Annotated in this window: 24 protein-coding genes; 13 read left to right on the top strand and 11 right to left on the bottom strand. The window is 72.9% G+C overall.

Annotated elements, in window-relative coordinates:
- Positions 1 to 312: 312 nt before the first annotated feature.
- On the top strand, positions 313 to 1,542 hold the full coding sequence (locus WA640_RS08495) for an MFS transporter (protein WP_219927010.1): 1,230 nt from the start codon (positions 313 to 315) through the stop codon (positions 1,540 to 1,542).
- Here WA640_RS08495 and WA640_RS08490 read toward each other — a convergent pair.
- Entirely contained in the window at positions 1,539 to 2,729 is a 1,191-nt protein-coding gene (locus tag WA640_RS08490; RefSeq protein WP_335987205.1) for an ROK family transcriptional regulator, read from the bottom strand. The two genes, WA640_RS08495 and WA640_RS08490, sit on opposite strands and share 4 nt — an antisense overlap.
- Before the next feature lie 56 nt (positions 2,730 to 2,785).
- On the opposite strand from WA640_RS08490, the gene WA640_RS08485 reads away from it, so the two are divergent.
- The gene (locus WA640_RS08485; protein WP_335987204.1) at positions 2,786 to 3,565 is read left to right on the top strand and encodes an HAD-IA family hydrolase; all 780 of its coding nucleotides are present in this window, start codon (positions 2,786 to 2,788) and stop codon (positions 3,563 to 3,565) included.
- Complete coding sequence (locus WA640_RS08480; protein WP_335987203.1) at positions 3,555 to 4,664, top strand: MFS transporter; 1,110 nt, start codon at positions 3,555 to 3,557, stop codon at positions 4,662 to 4,664. Before WA640_RS08485 ends, WA640_RS08480 begins: the two co-directional genes overlap by 11 nt.
- 67 nt (positions 4,665 to 4,731) lie before the next feature.
- Here the strand turns inward: WA640_RS08480 and WA640_RS08475 are convergent, their stop codons facing one another.
- Both WA640_RS08475 and WA640_RS08470 read right to left on the bottom strand, forming a co-directional pair.
- On the bottom strand, positions 4,732 to 5,733 hold the full coding sequence (locus WA640_RS08475; protein ID WP_106366905.1) for a TerC/Alx family metal homeostasis membrane protein: 1,002 nt from the start codon (positions 5,731 to 5,733) through the stop codon (positions 4,732 to 4,734).
- Positions 5,734 to 5,846: 113 nt separating this feature from the next.
- A complete protein-coding gene (locus WA640_RS08470; RefSeq protein ID WP_106366906.1) occupies positions 5,847 to 6,383 on the bottom strand; it encodes a hypothetical protein in 537 nt (178 codons plus the stop codon).
- A gap of 107 nt (positions 6,384 to 6,490) precedes the next feature.
- On the opposite strand from WA640_RS08470, the gene WA640_RS08465 reads away from it, so the two are divergent.
- Positions 6,491 to 7,753, top strand: coding sequence for an NADAR family protein (locus tag WA640_RS08465; protein ID WP_335987202.1), 1,263 nt, complete (start codon positions 6,491 to 6,493; stop codon positions 7,751 to 7,753).
- 45 nt (positions 7,754 to 7,798) lie between these two features.
- Here WA640_RS08465 and WA640_RS08460 read toward each other — a convergent pair whose 3' ends face one another.
- On the bottom strand, positions 7,799 to 8,539 hold the full coding sequence (locus tag WA640_RS08460; RefSeq protein ID WP_335987200.1) for an SDR family NAD(P)-dependent oxidoreductase: 741 nt from the start codon (positions 8,537 to 8,539) through the stop codon (positions 7,799 to 7,801).
- A 161-nt stretch (positions 8,540 to 8,700) separates the two neighbouring features.
- Between WA640_RS08460 and WA640_RS08455 the strand changes: the two genes are divergently transcribed.
- The gene (locus WA640_RS08455; protein WP_335987199.1) at positions 8,701 to 9,714 is read left to right on the top strand and encodes a zinc-dependent alcohol dehydrogenase; all 1,014 of its coding nucleotides are present in this window, start codon (positions 8,701 to 8,703) and stop codon (positions 9,712 to 9,714) included.
- On the opposite strand, the gene WA640_RS08450 is transcribed toward WA640_RS08455, so the two are convergent.
- Positions 9,711 to 11,021, bottom strand: a complete 1,311-nt coding sequence (locus WA640_RS08450) for an APC family permease (RefSeq protein WP_335987198.1) — start codon at positions 11,019 to 11,021, stop codon at positions 9,711 to 9,713. The two genes, WA640_RS08455 and WA640_RS08450, sit on opposite strands and share 4 nt — an antisense overlap.
- 80 nt (positions 11,022 to 11,101) lie before the next feature.
- Here WA640_RS08450 and WA640_RS08445 point away from each other — a divergent pair, with 80 nt between their 5' ends.
- Positions 11,102 to 11,563: an Lrp/AsnC family transcriptional regulator gene (locus WA640_RS08445; protein WP_335987197.1), complete on the top strand. Its 462-nt coding sequence runs from the start codon at positions 11,102 to 11,104 to the stop codon at positions 11,561 to 11,563.
- A 25-nt stretch (positions 11,564 to 11,588) separates the two neighbouring features.
- The gene (locus WA640_RS08440; protein WP_335987195.1) at positions 11,589 to 14,513 is read left to right on the top strand and encodes a DUF4132 domain-containing protein; all 2,925 of its coding nucleotides are present in this window, start codon (positions 11,589 to 11,591) and stop codon (positions 14,511 to 14,513) included.
- On the opposite strand, the gene WA640_RS08435 is transcribed toward WA640_RS08440, so the two are convergent.
- The 4 genes from WA640_RS08435 to WA640_RS08420 all read right to left on the bottom strand — a co-directional run bounded on the left by WA640_RS08435 (position 14,514) and on the right by WA640_RS08420 (position 17,699).
- Positions 14,514 to 15,098, bottom strand: a complete 585-nt coding sequence (locus WA640_RS08435; RefSeq protein ID WP_219927000.1) for a TetR/AcrR family transcriptional regulator — start codon at positions 15,096 to 15,098, stop codon at positions 14,514 to 14,516.
- A gap of 299 nt (positions 15,099 to 15,397) precedes the next feature.
- A complete protein-coding gene (locus tag WA640_RS08430) occupies positions 15,398 to 15,811 on the bottom strand; it encodes a YchJ family protein (RefSeq protein WP_335987193.1) in 414 nt (137 codons plus the stop codon).
- Positions 15,812 to 15,908: 97 nt separating this feature from the next.
- Positions 15,909 to 16,724 carry an SGNH/GDSL hydrolase family protein gene (locus tag WA640_RS08425; protein ID WP_335987192.1) on the bottom strand — a complete coding sequence of 272 codons (816 nt, stop codon included), beginning with the start codon at positions 16,722 to 16,724 and terminating at the stop codon, positions 15,909 to 15,911.
- A gap of 156 nt (positions 16,725 to 16,880) precedes the next feature.
- On the bottom strand, positions 16,881 to 17,699 hold the full coding sequence (locus WA640_RS08420; protein ID WP_181245982.1) for an SGNH/GDSL hydrolase family protein: 819 nt from the start codon (positions 17,697 to 17,699) through the stop codon (positions 16,881 to 16,883).
- A 218-nt stretch (positions 17,700 to 17,917) separates the two neighbouring features.
- Here WA640_RS08420 and WA640_RS08415 point away from each other — a divergent pair, with 218 nt between their 5' ends.
- Positions 17,918 to 18,973, top strand: a complete 1,056-nt coding sequence (locus tag WA640_RS08415; RefSeq protein ID WP_335987191.1) for a LacI family DNA-binding transcriptional regulator — start codon at positions 17,918 to 17,920, stop codon at positions 18,971 to 18,973.
- A 170-nt stretch (positions 18,974 to 19,143) separates the two neighbouring features.
- On the opposite strand, the gene WA640_RS08410 is transcribed toward WA640_RS08415, so the two are convergent.
- Positions 19,144 to 19,551 carry a MarR family transcriptional regulator gene (locus WA640_RS08410; protein WP_442904714.1) on the bottom strand — a complete coding sequence of 136 codons (408 nt, stop codon included), beginning with the start codon at positions 19,549 to 19,551 and terminating at the stop codon, positions 19,144 to 19,146.
- 237 nt (positions 19,552 to 19,788) lie between these two features.
- On the opposite strand from WA640_RS08410, the gene WA640_RS08405 reads away from it, so the two are divergent.
- Together WA640_RS08405 and WA640_RS08400 are read left to right on the top strand one after the other, a co-directional pair.
- The gene (locus WA640_RS08405; protein WP_335987187.1) at positions 19,789 to 20,646 is read left to right on the top strand and encodes an NAD(P)H-binding protein; all 858 of its coding nucleotides are present in this window, start codon (positions 19,789 to 19,791) and stop codon (positions 20,644 to 20,646) included.
- A 105-nt stretch (positions 20,647 to 20,751) separates the two neighbouring features.
- The gene (locus WA640_RS08400) at positions 20,752 to 21,174 is read left to right on the top strand and encodes an SRPBCC family protein (RefSeq protein WP_335987186.1); all 423 of its coding nucleotides are present in this window, start codon (positions 20,752 to 20,754) and stop codon (positions 21,172 to 21,174) included.
- A gap of 36 nt (positions 21,175 to 21,210) precedes the next feature.
- On the opposite strand, the gene WA640_RS08395 is transcribed toward WA640_RS08400, so the two are convergent.
- Positions 21,211 to 22,311: an MFS transporter gene (locus WA640_RS08395; RefSeq protein WP_335987184.1), complete on the bottom strand. Its 1,101-nt coding sequence runs from the start codon at positions 22,309 to 22,311 to the stop codon at positions 21,211 to 21,213.
- A gap of 255 nt (positions 22,312 to 22,566) precedes the next feature.
- Between WA640_RS08395 and WA640_RS08390 the strand changes: the two genes are divergently transcribed.
- From WA640_RS08390 to WA640_RS08380, 3 genes are all read left to right on the top strand, one after another.
- The gene (locus WA640_RS08390) at positions 22,567 to 23,325 is read left to right on the top strand and encodes an AraC family transcriptional regulator (RefSeq protein WP_335987182.1); all 759 of its coding nucleotides are present in this window, start codon (positions 22,567 to 22,569) and stop codon (positions 23,323 to 23,325) included.
- 87 nt (positions 23,326 to 23,412) lie between these two features.
- Positions 23,413 to 24,171, top strand: coding sequence for a MerR family transcriptional regulator (locus tag WA640_RS08385; protein ID WP_335987180.1), 759 nt, complete (start codon positions 23,413 to 23,415; stop codon positions 24,169 to 24,171).
- A gap of 71 nt (positions 24,172 to 24,242) precedes the next feature.
- On the top strand, positions 24,243 to 24,830 hold the full coding sequence (locus WA640_RS08380) for a TIGR03086 family metal-binding protein (protein ID WP_335987178.1): 588 nt from the start codon (positions 24,243 to 24,245) through the stop codon (positions 24,828 to 24,830).
- Positions 24,831 to 24,851: the final 21 nt, after the last annotated feature.

Raw genomic sequence — 24,851 nt, 5'->3', positions numbered from 1 at the left:
GCCAGCCGAGCCCGGCCATTCGGGCTGCCCGAAAACTTCGCCCCAGCTCCCGTTGTCGTACCCCCCGGGCACCGTTGATCCGGGGGCGCCCGACCGCGCCCCGCCATTCCGGCTGCCCGAAAACTCCCCCGCCGCTCCCGCTGTCGTACCCGCCGGGCATTGTTGATCCGGGGGCGCCCGGCGGCGCCGCCCGATCCGGCGTGCCCTCCGGCCGCCCCTCCCCCGCTACTTACCGGCCGACCGGTTCGAATTCGTCACATCCGGGTTCCGCGATGTGAGCCGGGGTCACCACTGCTTGGTACGTTCGCGATTGTGTCCGAGCCTGCCCAGTCGACGATCAGCATGCGGCGCCTGTTCGTGCCGATCTACGGCCCGACCGTCCTGATCTCCATCGGCATGGGGGCGGTCGTCCCGCTCATCGCGCTCTACGCGCTCGACCTCGGCGCGAGCGTCACGCAAGCCGCGATCATCGTCGGCCTCATCGGCTTCGGCCAGCTCACCGGCGACCTCCCCGCCGGGTCCCTCGCGCAGCGCTTCGGCGAGAAGCCCGTGCTCCTCGCCGCCTGCGTGGTCGAGGCCGGCGCGCTCGTCGTCGCCTCCCAGACGACGTCGCTCCTGGTCGTCTCGGTCTGCGTGTTCGCGATCGGCCTCGCCTCCGCGGTCTTCGGCCTCGCCCGCCACGCCTACCTCTCCGAGGCCGTCGCGATCGCCTACCGCGCCCGCGCGCTCTCGACCCTCGGCGGGACCTTCCGCATCGGCTCGTTCATCGGCCCGTTCGTGGCAGCGGCGCTCATCGCCCAGTTCTCGATCGGCGCGGCCTTCGCGTTCGCCGCCTGCACCAGCCTCGCGGGCGGCCTGCTCAGCCTCCTCCTCCCCGAGCTCCCCGGCGACGGCGCGCGGCGCAAACCCGCGCCCGAGGCCGAACCCGAAGCGCGCCTGAGCCTCTGGCAGGTCATCCGCGACCACCGCAAGGTCCTCGCGCACCTCGGCTCCGGCGTCTTCCTCATCATGATCGCCCGCGCCTCCCGGACCGCGATCATCCCGCTCTGGGCCGCCCACCAGGGCCTCGACGCCACCACCACGAGCATCATCGTCGGCATCTCCGCAGGCGTCGACATCCTGCTCTTCTACCCCGGCGGCGCGATCATGGACCGCTTCGGCCGCATGTGGGTCGCGCTCCCCGCCATGCTCGTGATGGGCATCGGATTCCTGGTCCTGCCGCTGGCGGACACGGCGGTCCTCGTCGGCGTCGTCGCCTGCGTCATGGGCCTGGGCAACGGCGTCTCCTCCGGCATCGTCCTCACCCTCGGCTCCGACGTCGCCCCCGACCTGGGCCGACGCCAGTTCCTCGGCGCCTGGCGCCTCTGCGCCGACCTCGGCAACGTCGCGGGCCCCGGGCTCATCAGCCTCGTCTCCCTCGCGTTCCCCCTCGGCGCCGCCGCCGTCGCCCTCGGCGTCATCTCCTGGTTCGGCGTCGGCTGGCTCGCGAAATGGGTCCCCGTCTACGACAGGTCCCGCGACGCCGTCCCCGCGAAGGTCTAACCGAAGCGGGCGGCCGTCCACTCGCCGATCGACTGCTCGGTGAGTACCACGTCGAAGGCGGCCTCGGCCGCGCCGAGGAGGAACGCGTCGGGGCCGAGCGCCGAGGCGATCACGGCAGGCGGGTCGTCGCGGCGGAAGCCCATGAGGCCCGCCTCGAACGCGGCGGCGAACGCGTCGGGCGCCGCGCGGCGCAACTCTGGGGCGAGACCGCCGAAGGAGACCACCTCGGGGTCGAGGATGTTCGCGAGCCCGGCCGCGCCGCGGCCCAGGGACGCCGAGCACTGCTCCACGGCCGCACGGGAACCGGGGTCGACGAGCGCGTCGATGAGGTAGGCGCGCGGGTCGTCGGGCTCGGGGCGGCCGAGCAGGCGCGCGACCGCGCGGCCGTCGACCGCGACGTCCCAGCAGCCCGCGGCACCGCACGGGCACGGCACCGCGGGGTCGCCGAACGGCGCGTGCCCGAACTCGCCGCCCGCGCCCGAAGCGCCCGTGACGGCGAACGCGTGGTCGACGAACACGCCGCCGATCCCGACCTCGATCGTCAGGTACAGCACGGACTTGCCGGGGTGGGCGAGGCGCGCCTCCGCGAGCCCGGCGAGGGTCGCGTCGTTGCCGATCACCTGCGGCACAACGGGAAGCAGCGGCTCGACCTCGACGTCGCGCCAGCCGAGGACGCTCGACTGGCCGATGCGCCCGCGCCGCACCGTGGCCGCCGCCGAGACCGAGACCGCGCGGATGCGCGAGCCGTGCCGCGCGCTCAGCGCCTCCACGGCCTCGCGGACGGCGGCGAAGACCGGTTCGGGGCGCTTGGAGCCGTGGCGGCCGGTGGCCGGTTCGCTCAGCGTCCCTTCGAGATCGGCGACGGCGACGCGCCATTCGGCCTGCCGGATGTCGACGACGGCGACGAGGGGCCCGTCCGGGTGGGCGTGGAGCGTGGTCGTGGGGCGGCCGCGGCCGGTCGGCGGGGCGGGGTGCTCGGCGATCAGGTCGAGGGCGCGCAGGCGCGAGCAGATCTCGGTCGCGGTGCCGCTGCCGACCCCGAGGACGCGCGCGGCCTCGGCGCGCGTGACGCCGGGCCGGGCCCGCACCAGCCGCAGGAGGTCGAGCGCGCCGCTCCAGCGGGCGGCCTCGGCACGCCCCACTTTGATGGGTCCGGAGTCCGGGTCCGATGCTCGGGCTTGCGCCATGCCACCTCCAGCGTTTATCCTCGCGCTACGAGTTTAAATGATCCCCGGAGGGCTTCATGCGAAGCTACAGCAACCCCGCGGCCGTCCTGTTCGACATGGACGGCACCCTCGTCGATTCCGACGGCGCGGTCGTGCGCGCCTGGGCGGCGTGGGCCGCCGAGTACGGCGTCGACCCGCAGGTCGCACTCGCCGACCCGCACGGCAACCCCGCCCCGACCACCGTCGCCATCCTGCGGCCCGACCTCGACGCGCCCGGCGTCGCCGCGGCCGCCGCCCGGCAGCTGGAGTTCCAGTACGAGGACGTCGCCGACATCGTGGCCGCCACGGGTGCAACGCGACTGCTCGCGGCCCTGGAGCGCTCCAGCATCCCGTGGGCGGTGGTCACCAGCGCCGACGACCGCCTCGCCAAGTCCCGCCTGGACGCGGCCGGGATCGTCCCGCCGCTGCTGCTCACCTTCGACGACGTCGACCGCGGCAAGCCCGACCCCGAGGGCTACATGAAGGCCGCCGCGGCGCTCGGCGTCGACCCCGCCGACTGCCTCGTCGTCGAGGACTCCGAGCCGGGCCTCGCGGCCGGGCGCGCCGCGGGCGCGATGACCGCCGCGCTGCGGGGCCTCGAAGGCGATGTGTCCCTTCGGGACCTGAACGAACTCGCCGACCTCATCGAACGCGGCGCGCCGCTCAGCGGTCCGGACCGCCGCGGCGAGCGCGGCGCGCCCGCCGCCGGACTCGCCGATTCCGTCGCATCCAGGGACGCGGCGGGAACCGCCGGCCGCGGCGGATCCGAGCCGTCCGCCGGGTCCCGGGCCGAACCGGGCCGCCGCCATGGCGGCTGACACCGCGGTCGAGGCCCCCGACCGCGCCGTGGGCCGCGTCGTCGTCCTCGCGCAGGCCGGACTCGGCTTCCTCGTCTCCTCCTTCGGGCCCTACCTCGCCGGGATCGCCGCCGAACTCGACCGCCCCCGCGGCGGACTCGTCTGGCTCACCATGATGTTCGGCGCCGGGCTCGTCCTCGCCGCCGCCACCGGCCCCGCCGTCCTCCGCGCGGGCGCGGGCCGGGTCCTGCGCGCCGCCTGCGCGGCCACCGCCGTCGGCGCGGTCGCCATGGCCGTCACGCCGGACCTCGCCGTCGCCGGGCCGGGATCGGTCCTCGTCGGGGTCGGGTGCGCCGCGATCGCGCTCGCGACCCCGTCGCTCCTGCGCGGACCGGGCGCCGCCAAGCGGATCACGATCGCGGTCGGGACCGCCAGCGCCTCGGGTGTGCTGGCACCGCTCGCGTTCGGGGCCTTGGAGACCGCGGGCACGGCGGGCCGCTGGGCCATCCTCGCCGCGGTCCCGGCGCTGGTCGCCGGGACCGTGCACCGGACGGTCCGCGGCCCCGTCGAAGCGGAGGTCGAGCGGGGCCGGATCCCGGTGGGGCCCGCATCGCTCGGGTGGCTGCGGATCGTCCTCAGCGTCGCGTGCGAGTTCTGCTTCGTGGTGTGGGCCGTGGCGCGGCTGGCCGACACCGGCGTCGCGCTGGGGACGGCGTCGGCGCTGGGCGCGAGCTTCGGGATCGGCATGGCCGCGGGGCGGTTCGTCGGGCCGCGGTTCGTGGACCGGCCGTGGGCGGTCGGCGCGGCCGCGTCGGTCACGATCGCCGGGACGGTGCTCGTCTATCTCGGGCAGGACCCGGTGACGGTGACCGCGGGGATCGCCTTGGCGAGCCTGGGGATCGCGCCGCTGTACCCGATCATGCTGGGGCGCATGGTCGGGATCGAGGGGCTGACGTCGCGACATTCGGCGTCGATCGCGTCGCTCGCGTCCGGGACGGCGATCCTCGCCGCGCCCGCGGCGCTGGCGTGGCTCGACGGTCAGATCGGGCTGCGGGAGGCGTTCCTGCTGCCGGCGCCGCTGCTGCTGGTGCTCATGCTGCTCGCGAGACGGGCGCACTGAGACAGGTAAGGCCCCGGATCGTGCATCCTATATCCTATAGGATGCACGATCCGGGGCCGTGAGTGCCTTACTGCTCGGGTTCCTTCTTCTTTGTCGCCGAGAGCGATCCGGCGTGCGCCTTCTCGTCGGGGTTGCCGCGGGTCTTGATGAGGCTCGCGATCGTGACGATCACGAGCACGCCGATGACGACGCCGAGGCTGACCGGGGTGGTGATCTCGGGGATCGACGTGTTCACGTCGACGTGGGCCCAGTGCATGATGAGCTTCGCGCCGATGAACAGCAGGATCAGCGAGAGCCCCAGCGAGAGGTACACGAGGCGGTCGAGCAGGCCCTTCACGAGGAAGAACAGGGCGCGCAGGCCCAGGAGCGCGAACGCGTTCGCGGTGAAGACGATGTACGCCTCCTGCGTGACGCCGAAGACCGCGGGGATCGAGTCGAGCGCGAACAGCAGGTCCACCGAGCCGATCGCGATGAGCACGATGAACAGCGGCGTGACGACCTTGCGGCCGCCCTCCTTCGCGAAGAGCTTGCCGCCGATGTAGTCCGCGGAGACCGGCAGGAACCGGCGCGCGCCGCGGACCATGAGGTTCGACTCGACGTCGGGGTCCTCGTCTCTGTGGCGGAACAGCTGGATCGCGGTGTAGACCAGCAGCAGCCCGAAGACCAGGAACATGAACGAGAACGAGTTGATGAGCGCCGAGCCGAGCGCGATGAAGATGGCGCGCATGATGAGCGCGAGCACGATCCCGAACGTGAGGACCTTGTGCTGGTGGTGGTCGGGGACCGCGAACGTCGTCATGATGATGACGAACACGAACAGGTTGTCGACCGAGAGGCTCTTCTCGATGATGTAGCCGGCGAAGTACTCCGTGCCGGCGGCATTGCCGTACTGCATGCCGAACCAGACGCCGAACAGCACGGCGATGGCGATGTAGATCACCGACCAGGCGGTCGCTTCCTTGAACCCGACATGATGGGGCCGCAGGGCCGCCAGCAGCAGGTCCACCGCCAGTAGAACGACGATGAGTCCGATCGTCAAGGCCCAGGTGAGTGGGCTGATATCGAGCACGCTTCCTCCGTCAGATTGCCATCATCACGACTGCGGGTTGACATCACCCCAGTGCCCCGAATCCTAACGGCAAACCTTGCCAGCGGCCACGACAACCCCTCGCCATATTCGGGTCAGACGGCGTCGGCGCGGAACTCCTCCAGCGCGGCGGTCTGCTCCGCGGAGAGCGGGAAGTTCGCGTTGCGCGAGACCGGGTGGATCTCGGCCTGGTCCCAGTAGCGGGACGGGATGCTGGTGGCGACCCCGATGCGGCGCATCTCGGAGTGGAGCGTGTCGTACAGGCCCTGCGCGTCGAAGAGGTAGACGTGCTCGATGGACCAGGGCCGGTGGGCCGCAGCGGAAGTGCCACGCGGGCCGGTGAGGACCAGGTACGTGTCGAGGTCTTCGGCGTCGGTCATGTCGAGCAGGCCCTGGTTGCGCGGGTAGTGCTTGATGTTGACGCTGCGGCCGGCGAGCGGCCCGGCCCGGAAGTAGCCGTCGATGGCGCGGTCGGCGGTCGGTTCGAGCGCGATGTCGAAGACCTGCGCGGCGATCCAGTCCGAGAGGTGCCCGTGCGCGGCAGGGCGGCCGACGACGTCGGCGATGCGCTCGTCGATGGCGTTGCGCGCTCTGAGCAGCATGGCGATCGCTTTGATCTCGGCTGAGGACATCGGTGCTCCTTGTGACCCGTCCTCATCGTACCGAGGGATCGCGGGAGCCGCCCGAATGCGGCCCCCGGACGATTGCCTCCGGGCGCTTCCCCTGGCAGGCTATGGCGATGAGCGACTCCGGCGGTGCGACGCCGCCGACCCCCGACGGCGCTCCGCCCTCCGGCGCGCCCGCGGGCCCGGCTGACCGGGCCTGGACGCTGTACTACATGACCGACGCGGAAGGGCTGGACCTCGCCCCTCCCGAGCCCGAACCCCCGGCTCTGGGCATCGACCGCCTCGCCGACGAGCTGAAGGACCTGCTGACGGCCTCGGCGGAGCCGATGGACGGCCACGGGCACTTGGGGCACTTCGCGAAGGCCGCCGAGGAGGCCGCGAACGTGGCCGGGAACCCGAACCTCGTGGCCGGGACCGTCAGGTGGATCGTGACCGCCGGGTTCATGGCCGCCGGTGCGCCCCAGCCGTTCCCGCAGCTCGCCGGATACTGCGCGTTCCGCACCGCCGAGCATCTGGCCGAAGCGCTCGCCACCGACGCGGACACCATGCGCGCCAATGCCGTCATGGCCTTCGCCGAGTCGCTGCACGTCGCCGACGCGCTCAGCTGCGCCAGCCGCGGCCTGCTCGACACGTGCGAGTCGCTGCGGGTCCTCCAGCAGCGCTATGACGACGGGCAGCTCGACGCGCTGATCGACGGCTTCACCCCCGACGGGCCCCCGGAGATCGACCTGCCGTTCGCCCCGCACGACCCGGCCCCGCCCGAGCCGCCCGCGGAGCAGCCGTGGAGCCCGTTCCAGCGGCGCGCCGACGCGCCGTCGCGGATCGTCAGACCCGCTGCGCCGCAGCCGGAGTACGCGGCCCCCAGGGAGGACGCCGGGTTCCTGTTCTTCCGGGACCACGAGCGCACTCATGGCGGGCGGCTCGCGCCCGGGTGCCTCGACCAGTGGTGGCCCGCGCCGATCCGCGTGGGCGGCAGGCGCTTCGCGACCGCCGAGCACTACATGATGTGGTCCAAGGCGAAGCTGTTCGAGGACGAGCTGGCCGCCGCGGCGATCCTCGCCGAGGACGACCCCGAGCGCGCCCGCGCCCTCGGGCGCACCGTCACCGACTTCGACCTGCGGGTGTGGGAGCGGCACCGGTTCCAGATCGTGGTGCGCGGCAGCATCGCCAAGTTCGGCCAGCGCGGCGAACTGCGGAACTTCCTGCTGTCCACAGGAGACCGCATGCTGGTGGAGGCGAGCCCCGACGACCCGGTGTGGGGCATCGGCCTGGAGGCCGACGATCCGCGCGCGGCCGACCCGCGGACCTGGCAGGGCCAGAACCTCCTCGGGTTCGCTTTGATGACGGCGCGGCGGCACCTGCGCACGGCCGGATAGCGAAACGCCCGCTCCGATGTGGTCGGAGCGGGCGTTCGAGTCGGCCTAGACGGCGTTCCAGCCGCCGTCGCTGGCGAGGACGACGCCGTTGGTGTTGCTGGAGTCGTCGCTGAGGAGCCAGGTGATGGCGGCGGCGAGCTGCTCGGGCTGGGCCGGGTTCCCGGCGTTGACGAAGTACGGCTGGAGGCGCTCGATGCCGAGCTGGGACTTCGGGGTCGCCTCGATGTTCGTGGCGACGCCGCCGGGCGCGACGGCGTTCGAGCGGATGCCGTCCTTGCCGTACACGACGGCGACGTGGCGGGTGAGGCCGACGACCGCGTGCTTGGAGGCGGTGTAGGCGGCGCCCGCGGCGGAGCCGCGGATGCCGGCTTCGGAGGAGACGTTGACGATGGCGCCGCCGCCGGAGGCGGTCATGACCGGGAGCGCGGCGCGGATGAGGCGCAGCGGGGCGGTGAGGTTGACGCCGAAGACGCGGTCCCAGGTGGCGTCGTCGACCTCACCCGCGGGGAGGAAGCCGTCCATGATGCCCGCGACGTTGGCGAGGCCGTCGATGCGGCCGTCGGCGGCCGCCACGACCCGGTCGATGACCTCGGCGGCGGTGAGGTCGCCCGCGACGGGGCGGATCTCGATCTCGGAGGCGAGCTTGTCGAGGCTCTCCTGGTTGACGTCGGCGGCGACGACCGTCGCGCCCTCGGCGGCCAGGCGCAGCGCGGTGGCGCGGCCGATGCCCGATCCCGCCCCGGTGACGATGACGGTCTTGCCGGTGAAGCGGTCTTGCGTTCCCATGAGTCCCCCTTTGGTCCCTGCCGCCCGGCGGGGCGGCCCGTGTCGCAGTATTCCCCCGGGCCGGGCCCGGGGGCGGCGGTTCACTCGATCCGTTGCATTAAGTCAACTGACTGACTTAAGATTAGCGCGGTCAGCACAGGGGTGCGCAAAGGGGGAAAGCTATGAAATCGGTCATCGTCTCGGGGCCGGGTGCGACGGACGTGGTCGAGGTGCCGACACCGGTGCCGGGGCCGAAGGACGTCCTTGTCAAGGTCCGCGCCTGCGGCATCTGCGGCTCCGACGGGTTCTACGTGCAGATCGGCGGCATCCCGCCGCGCCAGGGCGCCACGCCGCTCGGCCACGAGCCCGCCGGGGAGATCGTCGAGGTCGGCCCGGAGGTCGAGGGCCTGAAGATCGGGGACCACGTGGTGGTCAACCCGATCGGCCCCGGCAGCGGCATGACCGGCTCGGGCGGGCCGCAGGGCGCGCTCTCGGAGTACCTGCTCATCGAGGACGCCCGCGTCGGCGTCAATCTCGCGGTCATGCCCGACGAGGTGCCGTTCCACGTCGCGGCGCTGAACGAGCCGATGGCCGTGGCCCGCCACGCCGTCAACCGCACCGGCGTCAAGCCCGGCGACAAGGTCGCGGTCTTCGGGGCCGGGCCGATCGGGCTCGGGGCCGCGATCGGGTTCAAGCTCGCGGGCGCCGCGCACGTCACCGTCATCGACATCCAGCCCGCGCGCCTGGAGAAGGCGCTGGCGGTGGGCGCCGACGCCGTCGTCGACTCCTCGAAGGAGGACGTCGCCGCGCGGCTGACCGAGCTCCACGGCGCCGGAGCCACCGCCTTCGGCAAGCCCCGCGCCGGGACCGACGTGTACCTGGACGCCGCGGGCGCCCCCGCGGTCCTCGCGACCGCGCTCGCCGCCGCGAAGCACCGGGCCACCGTGGGGATCGTCGCCGTCCACAAGAAGCCCGTGGAGGTCCCGTTCGGCGACCTCCTCGACTCCGAGGTCGACATCGTCCTGTCCATGGGGTACCCGGACGAGATCTTCCAGGTCACCGAGGAGATCGCCGCGAACTGGAAGAAGTTCTCGGTCATCGTCAGCGACGTCTTCCCGTTCGAGCAGGCTCAGGAGGCGCTGGCGACCGCCGCGACGCCGGGCGCCGCGGACAAGGTCGTCGTGGTCTTCGACTAGGCCTCGGCCGGGACGGCTTCGGGCGGAACGGTTTCGGGCGGGACTGCTTCGGGCGGGAGCGGGGCGCGGCGGCGCTTCAGGTGCAGGTAGCCGAGGGCGAGGGCCGCGATCCCCAAGGGCAGCAGCAGGTACCAGGTGAGGGCCGTGCCGATGAGGGCGGTGCAGGCCGTCGCGAAGACGGCGCGCTGCCGGGCGCGGCCCTGGAGGAGCTTCACCGCGGCGGCGCACGCGGTGACGGTGACCGCGGCGAGGACCGCGGAGGTCGCGCGCATCTGCTGGTCCAGGCCCAGGCCGAACGCGGTCGTGGTCGCGAACGCGGTGCCGGTGAACGCAGCGAGCAGGAGCAGCGCGCGGTGGGGCGTGCGGCCCGGCTCGTGGCCCTTCGCGAGCGGCGCGGGCATCGCGCCGTCGCGGGCGAGGGCCGCGCCGAGGCGGGAGGCCCCGGCGATGAACGTGTTCATCGCGCCGAGGCTCAGCAGCGCCGCGCAGACGGCGGTGAGCGGGGCCGCGGCCGGACCGAACGCGTACGCGAGCAGGTCGGTCAGCGGCGTCGCCGATTCGCCCGCGGAGGAGCCGAGGACGCCGGCGGTCGCGGTGGCGAGCGCCAGGTAGATCGCGGCGACGACGGCGAGCGCGAGGGCCGTGACGCGCCGCAGCTGCCTTGCGGGGTCGCTGAACTCGCCGGACAGGTGGCTGGCGGCCTCCCAGCCGGAGAACGCGTAGAACAGGACCGCGGCGGCCGAGAGGATGCCCGCGATGCCGTTCGGGGCGAACGGCGTCAGGTTCGCGGGGTCGAAGTGCGGGAGCGCGGCGATGCAGGCGACGGCGAGGAGCGCGGCGAGGAGTCCCATGAGGACGAGCTGCGCGCCGCCGGAGAGGCGCAGCCCGATGTGGTTGGCGGCGAACGCGGTCGCGAGGAGGACCGCGGCGATGGCGACGACGGCGCCGTGGCCCAGCCCGGCGGCGTCGGCGATATAGGCGGCGCCGACGAGCGCGGCGGAGCTGGCGCCGACGGGGATGACGCTGAAGAACCACCAGCCGCAGACGGCCGCGGCGCGGTCGCCGAACGCCGCGCGGGTGAAGGTGGCGACGCCGCCCGCGTCGGGGCGGCGGGCGGCGAGTTCGGCGAACGTCGCCGCGACGGGAATGGAGAGGAGCAGCAGCGCGACCCAGGCGACGATCGCGGCGGGCCCGGCCGCGGCGGCGGCGAGGCCGGGGAGGGCGAGCACGCCGGGGCCGAGGATGGCGCCGAGGTAGAGGGCGGTCCCGCGGGCGGTGCCGAGGGACCCGGTGGAGCGGGTGGTCATGTGGACCAACGCTAGACGCATGGTCGGCCGTTCGGCGGTCTCACCGAACGCACGGTCGGAATCGGGTGCATAATCCGTGGATGGACGAACTTGACGCGTCGATCGTGCGCCTCCTCCAGTCGGATGCGCGGCTGTCGAACCGGGAGCTGGCCCGGCGCCTCGGCGTGGCGCCCTCGACGGCCCTGGAGCGGGTCAGGGCGCTCACGCGCCGCGGCGTGATCCGCGGCTACGGCGCCGACGTGGACCTGAAGGCCCTGGGGCGCACCGCGGAGGCGCTCGTGTCGGTGCAGCTGGCGCGGCACCAGCGGTCGATCTACGAGACGTTCCGGGAGACCGTCGGGTCGTGGCCGGAGGTGGTGACGCTGTTCGTGGTCTCCGGCGGCAGCGACATCATGCTGCACATCGCGGTGCAGGACTCCGAACGGCTGCACGCGTTCCTGGTCGACCGGCTCGCGACCCGCCCGGAGGTGGCGCGGTTCAACACGACGATGGTGTTCGACCGGCACCACAACCGGGTCCTGGAGCCGCTCGCGGAGGAGTGAGCACGCCCGGCCCAGAATGTCCCCCATGAGTGTTCCGCTGCCGCACGAAGACCCCGACCCCGCGCGCCCCTGGCTCGACTACCGGGGCTCCCTCGAACTCGACCCGGCGCCGCGGCGCGGGTACCCGTCCGCGCGGGCGTACGAGCCGAACGCGGCCATGCCGGGGCACTGGCGCGAGGTCAGGGAGCGCGCCGCGGACCGGATCCTCGCCGCCGCCGACGCCGCCGTCACCGACCCCGCCATCGCCGCGGCCGTCCGGGCGTACCTCGGCGGCGAGCCCGACCCGCTCGGCGCGGCGGCCGCGTTCCAGACGGCGGCCGCCCACTTGAGCCTGTGGGAGGTGACCCGGGACTACGTGCAGATGGACGCCTGGATCGCGGAGCACGGCGCCGACTTCGCGGTGGTCGCGCTCATGCGGCAGTGCGAGACCCGGATCGTCAACGCGGACACCGGGAAGAACTTCGTGTCCTCGCGGTACCGCCCGGAACGGCCCGCGCTCCAGTTCGCCCCCGCGCGCCCGTTCGGCGAGATCTGGGCCCGCGGCCCCGAGGCGCTGAGTCTGCGCACCATGCTGTCGACGCTCCCCGAACCGGAGTACCGGCACTTCCGGGAACTCCTCGAACCGTTCGGCCGCAACCACTACCAGCGGCTCGTCCGCGCCTACGCCATGCCGACCGAGCGGGACTGGGCCCGCGAGGTGTTCGCCGAATGGCCCGAACGCGACGAGAAGACCTGGTACTCCCAGAACCTGCTCGCCGCGATCGTCGGCTCCCCCGACGAGCTCGCGACGGCGCAGATCCACCGGCTCCCCAGCCACCGCGGCCAGGCCCCCGGAGCCGCATCGCTCGTGGAGGCGCTCGGCGCCGCTGCCGCACCGTTCCTCATCGGCGCCTTGAGCATCGACACGCACGAACACGTCGGGAAATCCTCGATGCACGCCGTGCTCGCCGGGCTCCCCAGCGACGCGGCCGTCGAATACCTGCTCGCGAACATGGTCGCCGAACGGACCTTCCCGGACGTGCCCGACATGGCCGCGCGCTTCCCGCGCCGCACCCTGCGGATGATCGCGAAGCTCACGGACCGGGCCGAACCGTCCCTGCGGTCGCGCTTCGCGCACCTCGTCACGACCGTGCCCGAACTCGAAACGGCCCGCGAGAAAGCCGAACCCGAAGTGGCGGAAGCGATCGAGCGACTCGTCAGCCTCGCCGACGCTCCGCCCGAGACCGCCGCGCTCCCCGAGTTCCTGGCGAGCCCGCCGTGGAAGCGCAAGGCCCCCAAGCGGAAGAAGCTCGTCGCTGACGTCGCGCCGCTCGGCGAGGACGGGCTGCACTGGCGCGACGGCGAACGCGACCGGTGGCGCGACAGCCCCGACGCCATGCAGCGGCGGCTCGCCGAAACCGAAGACACCGCTGAAGCCCTTGCGGCCCTGGCGAAATCCGCGAACGGCCACCGCGCGCTCCCGCCGCTCGCCGGACCCGCGGCGGCCCGCATCGCCGCCGACTGGCTCGTGCGCCTGCGCTCGACCCGCCTCAGCGTCGGCGACTGGCTCGACCGCCACGGCCTCGAGGCGGCGCGCTGGCTCGCCCCCGACGCGGTCAGCAGGGCGGGCAAGCAGCGGAAAGCCGCCGAAGCGGTGCTTCGCGATGTCGCCCGCAGGTTCGGCGAAGCGGCCGTCCTCGCCGCGGTCGCACCGTACGGGGAGGAGACAGCCACTTCGGTAGCGGAAATCCTCGCGGTCGACCCTCTCGACCTCGACGGCCGCAAGGCGCCCAAGCTCCCCGACTGGGTCGAGCCGGTCCTGAACATGCCGGTGCTCCTGCGCGGCGGCCGGGAACGCCTGCCGCGCGAGGCGGTCACGCACGTCGTCGGCGCGATGGCCCTCGACTCGCCCGCGATCCCCTACGCGGGGCTCGACATCGTCAATGCGCACTGCGACCCGGCGAGCCTGAGCGCGTTCTCGTGGGCGATCCTCGAAGCCTGGGAGACCAACGACGCGCCCGCGAAGGACGCGTGGGCGATGACGCAGCTCGCGCGCTTCGCCGACGCCGACGCGGTCGCACGCCTCGAAGGGCTCATCCGCGCCTGGCCCGACCGCAACTACTCCAAGCGGGCCCTCAACGGCCTCGAAGTGCTCGGCGCCGTCGAATCCGAGGACGCGCTCCGCGCCGTCCACCGCCTCACCCGGTTCCGCGGCTCGAAGGCCGTCAAGGCCGCCGCCGTGAACCAGGTCGAGCTCGTCGCCGCCGGACTCGGCCTCGACACCGACCAGCTCGCCGACCGCCTCGTCCCCGAGACCGGGTCCAACGCGGTCGTCGCCGAGCAGGCGGTACGGCTGGAACGGGCCATGGCCGACGGCCGCACCTGGACCCTGGACGAGTTCCGGGAGCACCTCCTCGCGCACCCGCTCCTCGGCACGCTGGCCCGCAGGCTGGTCTGGACGGCGGACGGGACGGCGTTCCGGGTGGCAGAAGACGACACGTTCGCCGACGCCGAAGACGACGCGATCGACCTCCCCGCCGGAGCCGCGATCCGGCTCGCGCACCCGGTCCTCCTGGACGGCGCACTCGACACCTGGGTCCGCCAGCTCGCCGACTACGAAGTCCTCCAACCCTTCGACCAGCTCGGCAGGCCCGCCCGCAGCGTCACCGAAGCCGAGGCCGCCGCCGGCCGCCTCACCCGCTTCGAGGGCCGCAAAGCCCGCACCGGGCCCGTCCACGGCCTCGCCAAGAGCACCTGGGCCGCCGTCCGCGACGGCGGCACGACCGTCGGGATCGAACGGCGCTACCGCTCCGGCACCGTCCGCGTCGGCTTCTCCCCCGGCTACGCCGGAGGGCCCTACTTCGACCCCGACGCCGTCCAGGTCGTCGACACCGTGCGCTTCCCCGCGGGCCTCGACCCGGTCTCCCTGAGCGAGGCCGTCGCCGACCTGGAGAAGATCGCCAAGGAGTAGCTACTCGGCGGCGGCCTGCGCCGCGGCCCCCGGGAGATGCTCCAGGGCGGCCCCGAGCAGGCCGCCGACCGCCGTGATCCGGTCGGCCATCGACTCCGGGTCGAGCGGGTCCTCCCCCTCCGTCACCCACAGGTACACCATCGCCCCGAACCCGCCGGTGATGAACGCGGCCAGATCGTGGTCGAGCCGCCCCGGCAGCACGTCCCCGAACCGCGCCCGCATCGACTCGCTCCTTAGCGGCGACAGCAGCCCGCTGACCTCCCGGTTCAGCGCGAACGCGCTCGCGGAGTTGAACATCGCCCGGTAGAACCCCCTGTGCGCCGCGAAATGCCGCGCCAACGCGAGCGACCGCGCCCGCCCCACCGCCGTCTCCGGCGCCGCCCGCCACGGCTCGAACAGCTCCCGCCGGACCAGGTCCAGCGCCGCTTCGAGCAGCAGCCGGTCCCGGTCGCCGTAGTGGAGGTACACGAGCTGGCGGCTGACACCCGCCGCATCGGCGATGTCCGAGACCGGCACATTCGCGGTCCCGCGCTCACTGACCAGCGCAATGGCAGCACCGAGCAGCGCGGCGCGCGTTCGTCGCACCCGGCGGTCTTTGGCGGGCGAGGGAGGGTCGAAACTCACCCGACGAGGTTAGACACCTGTCAACCAATCGACAACTATTCGACGATTTGAGCAGCGCCCCGCCCCTCTGTCGGACCCCACGGGCATCTTTGAAGCCGGGGGCGCCACCGAACCAGAGAATCTCTCATCGCTGTCACACCCCGCAGGCACCCTTGCAGACGGGGGTGACTCCAAACCCGAGGATCACTCACCACGGAGCGACGCGAAGCTCACGAGGACCGCTCACCGCCAAGCAGCACCGACCCGGGAGCGCCCACCGCCTACTCGAAGCCGAGGGCGTCCACGTAGAACCAGGCGCCGCCAAGCCGTTCGAAGACGCTGTTCTCGGTCTGGGAGCCGGGCCCGTCGGCGTCGGTGTAGCTCGCGCGGAAGCGAACGGTCCCAGTGGTGTGGAGCGGCGTCCCGCCGGTCGTGTCGAGGATGTCGAGGCCGGTCCAGGTGCGGCCGTCCGCAGCGAGGTCGAGCCGGTCGGGACGCGTGTCAGGATGCCAGGTGCGCAGCAGATACGCCTCGTCGCCGACCGCGAAGGCGCTGTAGCGCGAGCGCATCAGGGTTTCAGCAGTCGGGGCCGCGGCGGCGCCGGTGTGGAAGCGGCCGCAGCAGGCGGTGTAGGTCTCGCCGGAGCCGCACGGGCACTTGGCGGGGCGGGCGGGCTTGCGGGAGCGTCGCGGCATACCGGGATTGTCCCGGAGGGGCCGGACCGGCCCGGAGGCCGGTCCGGCGGAGGGAACGAAGTGGCGAAGGGCCCGCGGCGGGCCCTTCGCCACCCGACTAGCAGTCCTCCAGGTAGGAGGTGACGACCTCGGCGTACGCGGCCTGGCCGGCGGCGTTCGCGTGGAAGGACTCGACGTTGCCGGTGTACCCGAGGATCCAGGCGTCGGCGGTGCAGACCTCGTGGCCGACGAAGGCGTCGCGCACGTCGGCGAACGCGAAGCCGTGGTCGTCGGCGACGCCCGCGGTGGTGTCCGCGAGCAGGTCGGCGGTCTCGTTCAGGAGGGCCTGCTCGGCCGGGGTGATGGCGAGCGAGCCGGCGCAGGTCGCGCCGCTGAAGAGGCGCGGGTTGCCCACGACGGTGACGTCGGCCCACGGCGACAGGTCCTCGACCTGGGTGTACAGGTCGTCGAGCTCCGCCGGGAGCGAGGTCGTGATGATGTTCTGCGCGTTGGCGATCGCGGCCTCGCACAGCGCCGTGTCGGTCCCGGCGCAGGCGCCGAGGACCGAGGAGAAGCCCGCATCGTTGCCGCCGACGCCGATCGTGACCTCGCTGGTGCGCCAGGTCAGGTTGCCGAGCTGGTCGGCGACGACGTCCTCGACGCGGGCGCCCGAGCAGGCGTCGAACGACAGCTGCGCACCGGTCGCCTCCGCGGCGAGCACCGGGTAGGCGTTCGCGGAGCGGTAGCAGGTGGTGTCCTCGTAGTCGCCGGCGCCGACGCCGGAGACGTAGGAGTCGCCGAGCGCGACGTACCGCGGCGTCCACCAGTCGGCCGAGGCCGGGCTGGCGAAGGCGGCGCCGCCGATGCCGGCGGCTGCGGCCACCGCGGCGACGCGGACGAGGATGCCGCGGGTCTTGCTGGGAGTTGCGGTCATTGGTCTCCTTCTGGGTGCCTCGCGGCGGTTGTCGGGTGGGGCCCCCGCCGCTGGTGCCGCCATTCTATGAGTCGGAGTCCAATGTGTGTGGCCGCGTTGGGCCGCAACGGGAACCGGCCCGCGGGGATCCCCCGCGGGCCGGTCGGGTGCAGCGCTCTAGTAGTCGAGCAGCGGGAGGACGACGCCGGTGTAGGCGTCCTGCCCGGCGGCGTTCGGGTGGAACGACTCGACGTTGCCGGTGTAGCCGAGGATCCACGGGTCGGCCGAGCAGACGCCGTGGCCGTCGAAGGCGGCGCGCGGGTCGGCGAAGTCGAAGCCGTGGTCGGCCGCGACGGCCGCGGTGGTCTCGGAGAGGAGGTCGGCGGCGTCGTTCAGCAGCGCCTGCTCGGCCGGGGTGATCGCGAGCGCGCCCGCGCAGGCGGTCTCGGCGAAGAGGCGGGGGTTGCCCACGACGACGATGTCGGCGTCGGGGGCCTTGGTCTCGACCTGGGTGTAGAGGTCGTCGAGCTCGGCGGGGAGCGAGGTGGTGATGATGTTGCGCGCGTTCGCGATCGCGCTCTCGCACAGGGCCGTGTCGGTTCCGGCGCAGGCGCCGAGGACCGAGGAGAAGCCCGCGTCATTGCCGCCGACGCCGATGGTGACGTGCTCGGTGTTGACCGGGCGGAGGTGGCCGAGCTGGTTGGCGACGACGTCCTCGACGCGGGCGCCCGAGCAGGCCTCGAACCAGAGGCGCTCGCCGAGGGCGGTGGCCGACTGGCTGGCGTAGGCGTTGGCGGAGCGGTAGCAGCCGTCGTCGGCGAGGTAGTCGCCGGCGCCGACGCCCGAGGCGTACGAGTCGCCGAGCGCCACGTACTGCTGGATCGTGATGTCGGCCGAGGCCGGGGCCGCGAGTCCGGCGACGCCGAGACCGGCGGCCGCGGCGACGGCGGCGATGCGGCCGAGCGCGCGGAGGGACTTGCCTTCCTTGAAGGACACAGGGTCTCCTAGTTGTCGACAGGGCCGGCGGGGGCGCCGTTCGGACGGCCCCGCCGGAGGACCGCGTCATTATAAGCAGTGAAGTCCATTGTGTCGCAATAGAAACGGTGTGTGATGTAGCGTCCGGGGAGCGGGGTCCGGACGCCGTCTCGATCCCGAAACGGTTTCCTGTCGCCGGAAACTGTTTCCGGCGGGCGGCTATCATGTCGGTACACGACATGGACGAGGTGCACCACATGAGCGATCCGGCCCGCCCGCGCGCGACGCTGTCCGAGGTCGCCGCGCGCGCCGGCGTCTCGAAGGCCACGGCCTCCAAGGTGCTCAATGCCCGGCCGGGCGTCGCCGAGGAGACGCGGCGGCTCGTGCGCGAGGCCATCGCCGAGCTCGGGTACGTGCCGACCACGGGGCCGCGCGAGACGCCCGGCGGGCAGTCGATCCACGTCGTGTTCGACACGATCCTGAACATGTACGCCGTCTACGTGCTCGACGGGATCATCAGCGGCGCACGGGATCTCGGCGTCGAGGTGGTCACCAGCTCCCTTGAGGAGGGCGGCCCGGGCCACCCGGTCCCGCTGGGCGCGGACCGCATCAAGGAGATCGCCGCGCAGGGCGCCGCGGGCCTGGTCGTGGTCACCGCCGAGCTCACGGCGGAGGAGATGACCGCCTGCGAGCAGGCCGACCTGCCGCTGGTCGTCATCGACCCCGCGAACCCCCTCGACGAGCGCGTCACCAGCCTCGGCGCCACCAACTGGGCCGGCGGCGTCCAGGCCACCCGCCACCTGCTCGACCTCGGCCACAGGCGGATCGGCTTCGCGGGCGGCCCCGTGCAGTCCGTCCCGGCCCGCGAGCGCCTCCACGGCTACCGCGAGGCCCTCGAATCCGCCGGCATCGACCTCGACCCGGCCCTCATGGGCTCGGGCAAGTTCGAGGAGTCCACCGGCGCCGTCCTCACCGACCGCATGCTCGACCTCGACAACCCCCCGACCGCGATCTTCGCCGCCAGCGATTCCATCGCGGTAGGCGTCCTCCGCAGCGCCCGCCGCCACGGCCTCGCCATCCCGGACGACCTCAGCGTCGTCGGCTTCGACGACACCTACAACGCAATGTGGATGGAGCCCCCGCTCACCACGGTCAAGCAGCCCCTGCGCCAAATGGGCCGCGTCGCGGCCCGCACGGTCATCGACCTCGCCGCAGGCAAAGTCCCCGACTCCCACCACGTCCAACTCGCGACCACACTGGTCGTACGAGACTCAACGGCCCCGCCCCGCCCCTGATCGGCGCACAGCGCACAGCCCGCGACCGCGCCTCGGAAGCCGTCTCCGTCCATCCCGCCCCGCTGCGCAGGGTCCGACCGCTCTTTCCCGCTGCCGGTCGAGCCGACACCCCTTCGCAGGCGCGCCGCACCTCGACCACGCGGCTCGCGGCGCATCGGCCGCCGAGAGCGCTAGTCGCCGTAGGACTCCTCAAGGGCGCGCTCATATGCCACGAGCGTCTCCACGAACACGACCCGCTCCGTCTCGGTCAGCGGCGTCAGCGCCTTCCGCCAGGCGGCCGCGCTCCCCGCGAGCCACGCCTCGATCTCCGGGCGCATCTCGTCGGAGATCGAGACGATCCGCCGACGGCGGTCGGCGTCGTCCTCGCGGCGTTCGAGCACGCCCTTCCGGCTGAGCTCCCCCACCATCAGACTCACGGTCGTGGGCGCAACTTCGAGCCGGGCGGCCAGGTCGTTCACCGTCGCGGCCCCGTCGAAGAGCAGCAGCGCGAGCAACGAGAGGTGGCGCGGGCTCAGGTCGAGCGAGCGCACCTTCTCCGGCACCGGCAGCCGTTTCGCGCGCCCGACCATCCGCGGCATGAGCAGCAGCAGTTCCCGGATCGCGTCATCGACGCCCCAGCGAGCGGCCACGGCCGCACCCCCAAATCTCCCTCATCACCAAATTATCTTTGCTTTCAAAGCAAAGATGTATTACCTTTGACTCCAAAGCAAAGAGATTCCACTTTTGCTTTGAAAGCAAAAGTGTTCCACCCGCATGCTACGTGAGGGCGCGCCCTGCGCCCGGCGTTCGCATGCCCGAAACCAGGAGCGACACCCATGACCAACCTCGACGGCCCGATCCTCGTGACCGGCGCGCGCGGCAATATCGGCTCGCGCGTCGCGAGCACCCTCGCCGCGGCCGGACACGCCGTCAGGGCCTCCGCCCGCGATCTGACGAACCTCGCAGTTCCCGAAGGGGCCGAAGCGGTCGCACTCGACCTCACCGAACCGTCCGGTGCGGCGGCCGCGCTCGACGGCGTCCGCACCGTCTTCCTGTATCCGACGCGCGGCGACCTCGGCGACTTCCTCGAAGCCGCCGTCAAAGCCGGGGTCGAGCACGCGGTCCTGCTCTCCTCCCCCGCCGCGTACGACCCGGTCGAGCACGCCGGGCCTATCGGCGCCGCGCACCAGGCCGTGGAGGCCGCCGTGCGGGAATCGGGCCTCCCGCACACCGTGCTCTACCCGTCCTGGCTGGGCAGCAACGTCTTCCGCGACTGGGCCGCGCAGGTCCGCGCCGGGCGGGTCTCGATCGCGTTCCCCGAGTGGCGGATCAATCCGATCCACCTCGGCGACGTCGCCGAGGTCGCCGCCGACCTGCTGACCCGCACGCAGTTCCGCGGGCGCAGCCTCGTCATCACCGGCCCCGAGTCGCTGTCGCAGCGCGAAGTCGTGGCCGCCATCGCCGCCGAGCTCGGACGGCCAGTGGAGGTCGAGGAGCTCACGCGGGAACAGGCGCTCGCCGGACGGCCCGAGTGGTTCCCGGAGGCGATGTTCGACTCGTTCCTGGGCGTCGCGGCGAACCTCGGCGACACCCCGGCGACGGTGAACAACAACGTCGAACGTGTCCTCGGCCGCCCCGCGCGTACCTTCGCGCAGTGGCTCCACGACGAGCGCGCCGCGTTCGACCCGGAGTAACGAGCCGCGGCGCGCACCGGCTTCCTTCGATCCGAGCATCGGGCCGGGGCCGGGCGGAATCTCAGCGGGGATTGACTTCCTTCGATCGGACTCTACGATGTGGAGATGATCCTGGTCGAACGTGAGATCCGCACGGCCCCTGCCGAAGTGTGGGCCGTCATGAGCGAACTCGACCGCTGGGCCGAGCTCCTGCCCACGGTCAGCAGCGTCGAACGCCTCGGCGACCCCGGCCCGATCACCGTCGGCGCCCGGTTCCGCGTGGCCCAGCCGGGCCTGGCGACCGCCGTCTACGAGGTCACCGACTGGCGGCCCGGCGAAGGGTTCACGTGGGTGGCGTCGTCGGGAGGCGTACGGACCGATGCGGTGCACGAAGCGCGCGCCGACGGCGAGGGCCGCACTCGACTCGCCCTCGGCATCACCTGGTCGGGCCCCGGCGCCTGGGTTGCGCGGGTCCTGTTCTCCGGCAAGGCCCGCCGCTACATGACCCGAGAAGCCGAGGTGTTCGCGGCGCTCGCCGAGGGCCGCTGACCCCGGGCCCATGCGTCCGCCGGGTTCGGGTGATCGTCAGGGCCGCTTCAAGAACAGCCCGAGCACCACCGCCGCGACCGGCACGACGCACAGCACGGTGAAGACTCCCTCGGGCCCGCGAGCCTCGGCGATCAGGCCGTACGCGGGCGCGAAGAGCCCGCCGACGCTCATCGCCAGGCCCAGCGTCACCCCTGCAGCGGTCCCCGGCCGGGTCGGCAGGTAGTCCTGCGCGAGCTTCACGAGCACCGCGAACGGGATGTTGATCGCGATCCCCACGGCCAGCGCCACCGCCAGCGCGGCGTACTGGTCGGGCACGACGCGCAGCAGGATCAGCAGCGGGATGATGAGCACCCCGCCGATCCTGGTGGTGCGCACCGCGCCGAACCGGTCGGCCAGCCGCCCGCCCAGCAGCGTCCCGATGACGCTCCCGAGCATGAACCCGGCCAGCGCGATCCCGGCGACGGCGTGCCCGGAGCCGAGGTGGCGGATCCAGTACAGCTCGATGAACGTGATGATCCCGACCCACAGCAGCGAGCGCACCACCTCGATCCCCGTGAGGACCGCGAACGGCCCCCACCGGTCGGCGCCCTCCCGCGGTTTGGCCGCACTGACGGCCGCGCGGGTGTGCTTGCGCAGCATCACGAACGCGATGAGCACCGCGGGCGGGATGAACAGCGCGGTCGCGCCCACGCCCATCGCCATGAGCGCCGGTGTCGCGAGCACGGGCGCCAGGAAGAACCCGACGCTGCCGCCCGCGGCGAAGACGCTCATCGCGGCGGCGCTGTCCCCGGCGGTCTCGCGCGCGCCCTTCCCGGCGGCCGGGTGGAACATGGCGACGCCCAGGCCGGACAGGAAGATCAGTGCGAGCACCAGCGGGTAGGGCCCGGCGATGCCGGCCAGCCCGAGGCCGATCCCGGCGAGTGCGACCCCGGCGGGCGCGAACCAGTCCAGGCGTCGCCGGTCCACGGCGAGGCCGATGAACGGCTGCGGGATCGAGCTGCCGAGCGCGGCGGCGAGCGTGAGCCCGGTGGCGGCGACGTACCCGTAGCCGCGGTCGAGGACGAAGTACGGCACGACCGCGGGGACGAGCCCCTGGTACATGTCGTCGACCGCGTGGGCGGTGCCCCACAGCCACATGCGGCGCAGTGGCGAAGCCGGTGCGTCCCTGGCTCGGTGTTCCTTAGGCGCCTCCTCTCTGCCCGATGGCGGTTCCGGCGGCGACGCGTCCGCGGTCTGGTGCGGTGCGCCGTCGCCCGGCGGTCCGGCCACCGTAGCCGCGGGTACCTGAATGGGACCTGAAGGCGTGGTCTGGGTCATGTCGGTGCTCCTTGTCCGTTCGGATCAAGGATTCCGAGGCCGAGGAGGCTCCGGCTAACGGTATTCTGCCGAGTTATGTCGACAGACGGTCAGGTGATTCCGAGTTCGCCGATCCGGATGCTCTCGCACCAGGAGCGCATCGACTGGCACCGGCACACCGGCCACCAGCTGATCTATCCGAGGCGTGGGGTGCTGCGGGTGTTCACGGCGGCCGGGGTGTGGGTGGTGCCGCCGTCGCAGGGCGCGTGGATGCCCGCGGGCACCGCGCATTCGCACCGGGCGTTCGGGGCGACTGAGATGCGGGCGATCCTGTTCGATGTGGACGGTGAGGGTCCGTTCCCGGAGCGGCCCACGGTCCTGGCGTTCACGCCGCTGCTGCGGGAGGCGGTGACGGCGCTGACCGACGACGCCGCGATGGCGCCCGACGTGCGGGGGCGGCTCGCCCGCGTCGTCCTGGACCTGCTGCGCAGTGTCGAAGCGCCGCAGCGGTTCCTGCCCGCGCTGGCGGACCCGCGGCTGCGGGAGGTCGTGGCGCTGCTGGAGGAGGACCCGGCGGACCGGCGCACGCTCGCGCAGCTGGGCGCGGCGGTGGGGGCGTCGGAGCGGACGCTGAGCCGCCTGTTCCGGGAGGAGGCGGGGATGACGTTCGCACAGTGGCGGGGCCAGTTCCGGCTGCACCACGCGCTGGTGCTCCTCGCGAGCGGGCAGCAGGTCACGCGGATCGCGGGGGCGTGCGGGTACGCGAGTCCGAGCGCGTTCATCGGGGCGTTCCGGGCGTCGTTCGGGACGACGCCGGGCGAGTATCTGCGGCGGGAGCCGGACCTGCGGATCTGAAGCGGGACGTGTGTCGGCCGTCTCCGGTTTCTCGGCTTGCGGTTGACGTAACGTCAAGCCGTACCTTCGATCCGGAAGGAGGCCGACATGCGCACATGGACGACGACCGAGGTCACCCGCCTCACGGGCGTGACCTCGCGGACGCTGCGCCACTACGACGCGATCGGCATCCTCGAACCGGTGGCGACCGGCCACGGCGGTCTGCGCCGCTACGGCGAGGCCGAATTGCTGCGGCTCCAGCGGATCCTGCTGCTCAAGCGCCTCGGGCTGCGCCTCGACGTCATCGCCGAGATCGTCGACGGGGCGCTCCCCGAAGCGGACGCGCTCAAGCGCCACGCCGAGCAGCTCGACGAGGAGCGCGAGCGCCTCGACCGCCTGGCCGACACGGTCGCCGCCACCATCCGCCAACTCGAAGGAGACCAGACCATGACACCCGAGACCTGGTTCGACGGCCTCGACGCCGGCAAGCAGGCCGAATACGAGGCCGAGGCCCGCCGCCGCTGGGGCGACGCGGCCGTCGACGCGAGCGACACCGCCGTCAGGGCGATGCCCGAAGCGGAACGCCGCGCGATCCCCGCCAAGTTCGACGAGCTCCACCGCCGCCTCGCCGCGCTCAAGGAGGCCGGCGAGCCCGCCGACTCGGCCGCCGTCCAAGCCGTCGTCGCCGACCACTACGCGTTCATCGCCAAGCTCTGGGGCACGGCCCCCACCGCCGAGGCGTACACCGGCCTGGCGGCGCTCTACACCGACGACCCGGCGTTCATCGCCACCTACGACGCCGTCGCCGAGGGCCTCGCGACCTACCTCCGCGCGGGCATGGACGCCTACGCGGCCGCGAACCTGTAGGCACCGATGAATCGGAGCGCGCTCCGTCGTCACTACCGGTGCAGACCGAGCGAACTGAGGAGCGAGCGCACATGACCGAACCCGGTGCCGATTTCAAGACCGTGACCGACCTGGTGGCCGGCCTCCTTGCGGGCGTGGACGACGAGCAGTTGGCGGCGTCCACGCCCTGCGGGGAGTACCGGGTGGGCCAGGTCGTCAACCACTTCCTCGGCTTGACGCTGGCCTTCACGGCCGCGGCCCGCGGCGAGCGCGGGCCGTACAACGACGCGCCGCCCGAAACGCCCGCGCCGACGCCGCCCGCGGACTGGCGCGCCCGACTGGCGGAGCAGCTCGACACGCTGGCCGCGGCCTGGGCCGAGCCGACCGCCTGGGAGGGCGACGCGACCGCCGGGGGCGTCACGTTCCCCGCCGCGATCATGGGCCTCGTGGGCCTCAACGAGGTCGCGATCCACGGCTGGGACCTCGCCAAGGCCACGGGCCAGGCCTACGACCTCGACCCGGCCACTGTCGAGATCCTCACTGCGTTCGTCGCCCAGGACGCCGACGACCAGGAGGCCCGCGACGGCATCTACGCCCCGCCCGTCGACCCCGCCCCCGACGCCACCCCGCAGGACCGCCTCATAGCCCTCACCGGCCGCGACCCGTCCTGGTCCCGGTAGCGGACGTGCGGGACGGCGGCC

Origin of the sequence: Glycomyces sp. MUSA5-2, assembly GCF_037034145.1 — a bacterium.
GTDB lineage: Bacteria > Actinomycetota > Actinomycetes > Mycobacteriales > Micromonosporaceae > Glycomyces > Glycomyces artemisiae.
This window is presented reverse-complemented; position numbering and strand designations above follow the sequence as displayed.

What these genes read in the sequence shown, in the direction of transcription:
- WA640_RS08490 (WP_335987205.1), bottom strand. Translation starts at nt 2,729, where the DNA reads ATGGCGCAAGCCCGAGCATCGGACCCGGACTCCGGACCCATCAAAGTG.
- WA640_RS08485 (WP_335987204.1), top strand. Translation starts at nt 2,786, where the DNA reads ATGCGAAGCTACAGCAACCCCGCGGCCGTCCTGTTCGACATGGACGGC.
- WA640_RS08480 (WP_335987203.1), top strand. Translation starts at nt 3,555, where the DNA reads ATGGCGGCTGACACCGCGGTCGAGGCCCCCGACCGCGCCGTGGGCCGC.
- WA640_RS08470 (WP_106366906.1), bottom strand. Translation starts at nt 6,383, where the DNA reads ATGTCCTCAGCCGAGATCAAAGCGATCGCCATGCTGCTCAGAGCGCGC.
- WA640_RS08465 (WP_335987202.1), top strand. Translation starts at nt 6,491, where the DNA reads ATGAGCGACTCCGGCGGTGCGACGCCGCCGACCCCCGACGGCGCTCCG.
- WA640_RS08460 (WP_335987200.1), bottom strand. Translation starts at nt 8,539, where the DNA reads ATGGGAACGCAAGACCGCTTCACCGGCAAGACCGTCATCGTCACCGGG.
- WA640_RS08455 (WP_335987199.1), top strand. Translation starts at nt 8,701, where the DNA reads ATGAAATCGGTCATCGTCTCGGGGCCGGGTGCGACGGACGTGGTCGAG.
- WA640_RS08450 (WP_335987198.1), bottom strand. Translation starts at nt 11,021, where the DNA reads ATGACCACCCGCTCCACCGGGTCCCTCGGCACCGCCCGCGGGACCGCC.
- WA640_RS08445 (WP_335987197.1), top strand. Translation starts at nt 11,102, where the DNA reads ATGGACGAACTTGACGCGTCGATCGTGCGCCTCCTCCAGTCGGATGCG.
- WA640_RS08440 (WP_335987195.1), top strand. Translation starts at nt 11,589, where the DNA reads ATGAGTGTTCCGCTGCCGCACGAAGACCCCGACCCCGCGCGCCCCTGG.
- WA640_RS08430 (WP_335987193.1), bottom strand. Translation starts at nt 15,811, where the DNA reads ATGCCGCGACGCTCCCGCAAGCCCGCCCGCCCCGCCAAGTGCCCGTGC.
- WA640_RS08425 (WP_335987192.1), bottom strand. Translation starts at nt 16,724, where the DNA reads ATGACCGCAACTCCCAGCAAGACCCGCGGCATCCTCGTCCGCGTCGCC.
- WA640_RS08415 (WP_335987191.1), top strand. Translation starts at nt 17,918, where the DNA reads ATGGACGAGGTGCACCACATGAGCGATCCGGCCCGCCCGCGCGCGACG.
- WA640_RS08410 (WP_442904714.1), bottom strand. Translation starts at nt 19,551, where the DNA reads ATGCCGCGGATGGTCGGGCGCGCGAAACGGCTGCCGGTGCCGGAGAAG.
- WA640_RS08405 (WP_335987187.1), top strand. Translation starts at nt 19,789, where the DNA reads ATGACCAACCTCGACGGCCCGATCCTCGTGACCGGCGCGCGCGGCAAT.
- WA640_RS08400 (WP_335987186.1), top strand. Translation starts at nt 20,752, where the DNA reads ATGATCCTGGTCGAACGTGAGATCCGCACGGCCCCTGCCGAAGTGTGG.
- WA640_RS08395 (WP_335987184.1), bottom strand. Translation starts at nt 22,311, where the DNA reads ATGTGGCTGTGGGGCACCGCCCACGCGGTCGACGACATGTACCAGGGG.
- WA640_RS08390 (WP_335987182.1), top strand. Translation starts at nt 22,567, where the DNA reads ATGTCGACAGACGGTCAGGTGATTCCGAGTTCGCCGATCCGGATGCTC.
- WA640_RS08385 (WP_335987180.1), top strand. Translation starts at nt 23,413, where the DNA reads ATGCGCACATGGACGACGACCGAGGTCACCCGCCTCACGGGCGTGACC.
- WA640_RS08380 (WP_335987178.1), top strand. Translation starts at nt 24,243, where the DNA reads ATGACCGAACCCGGTGCCGATTTCAAGACCGTGACCGACCTGGTGGCC.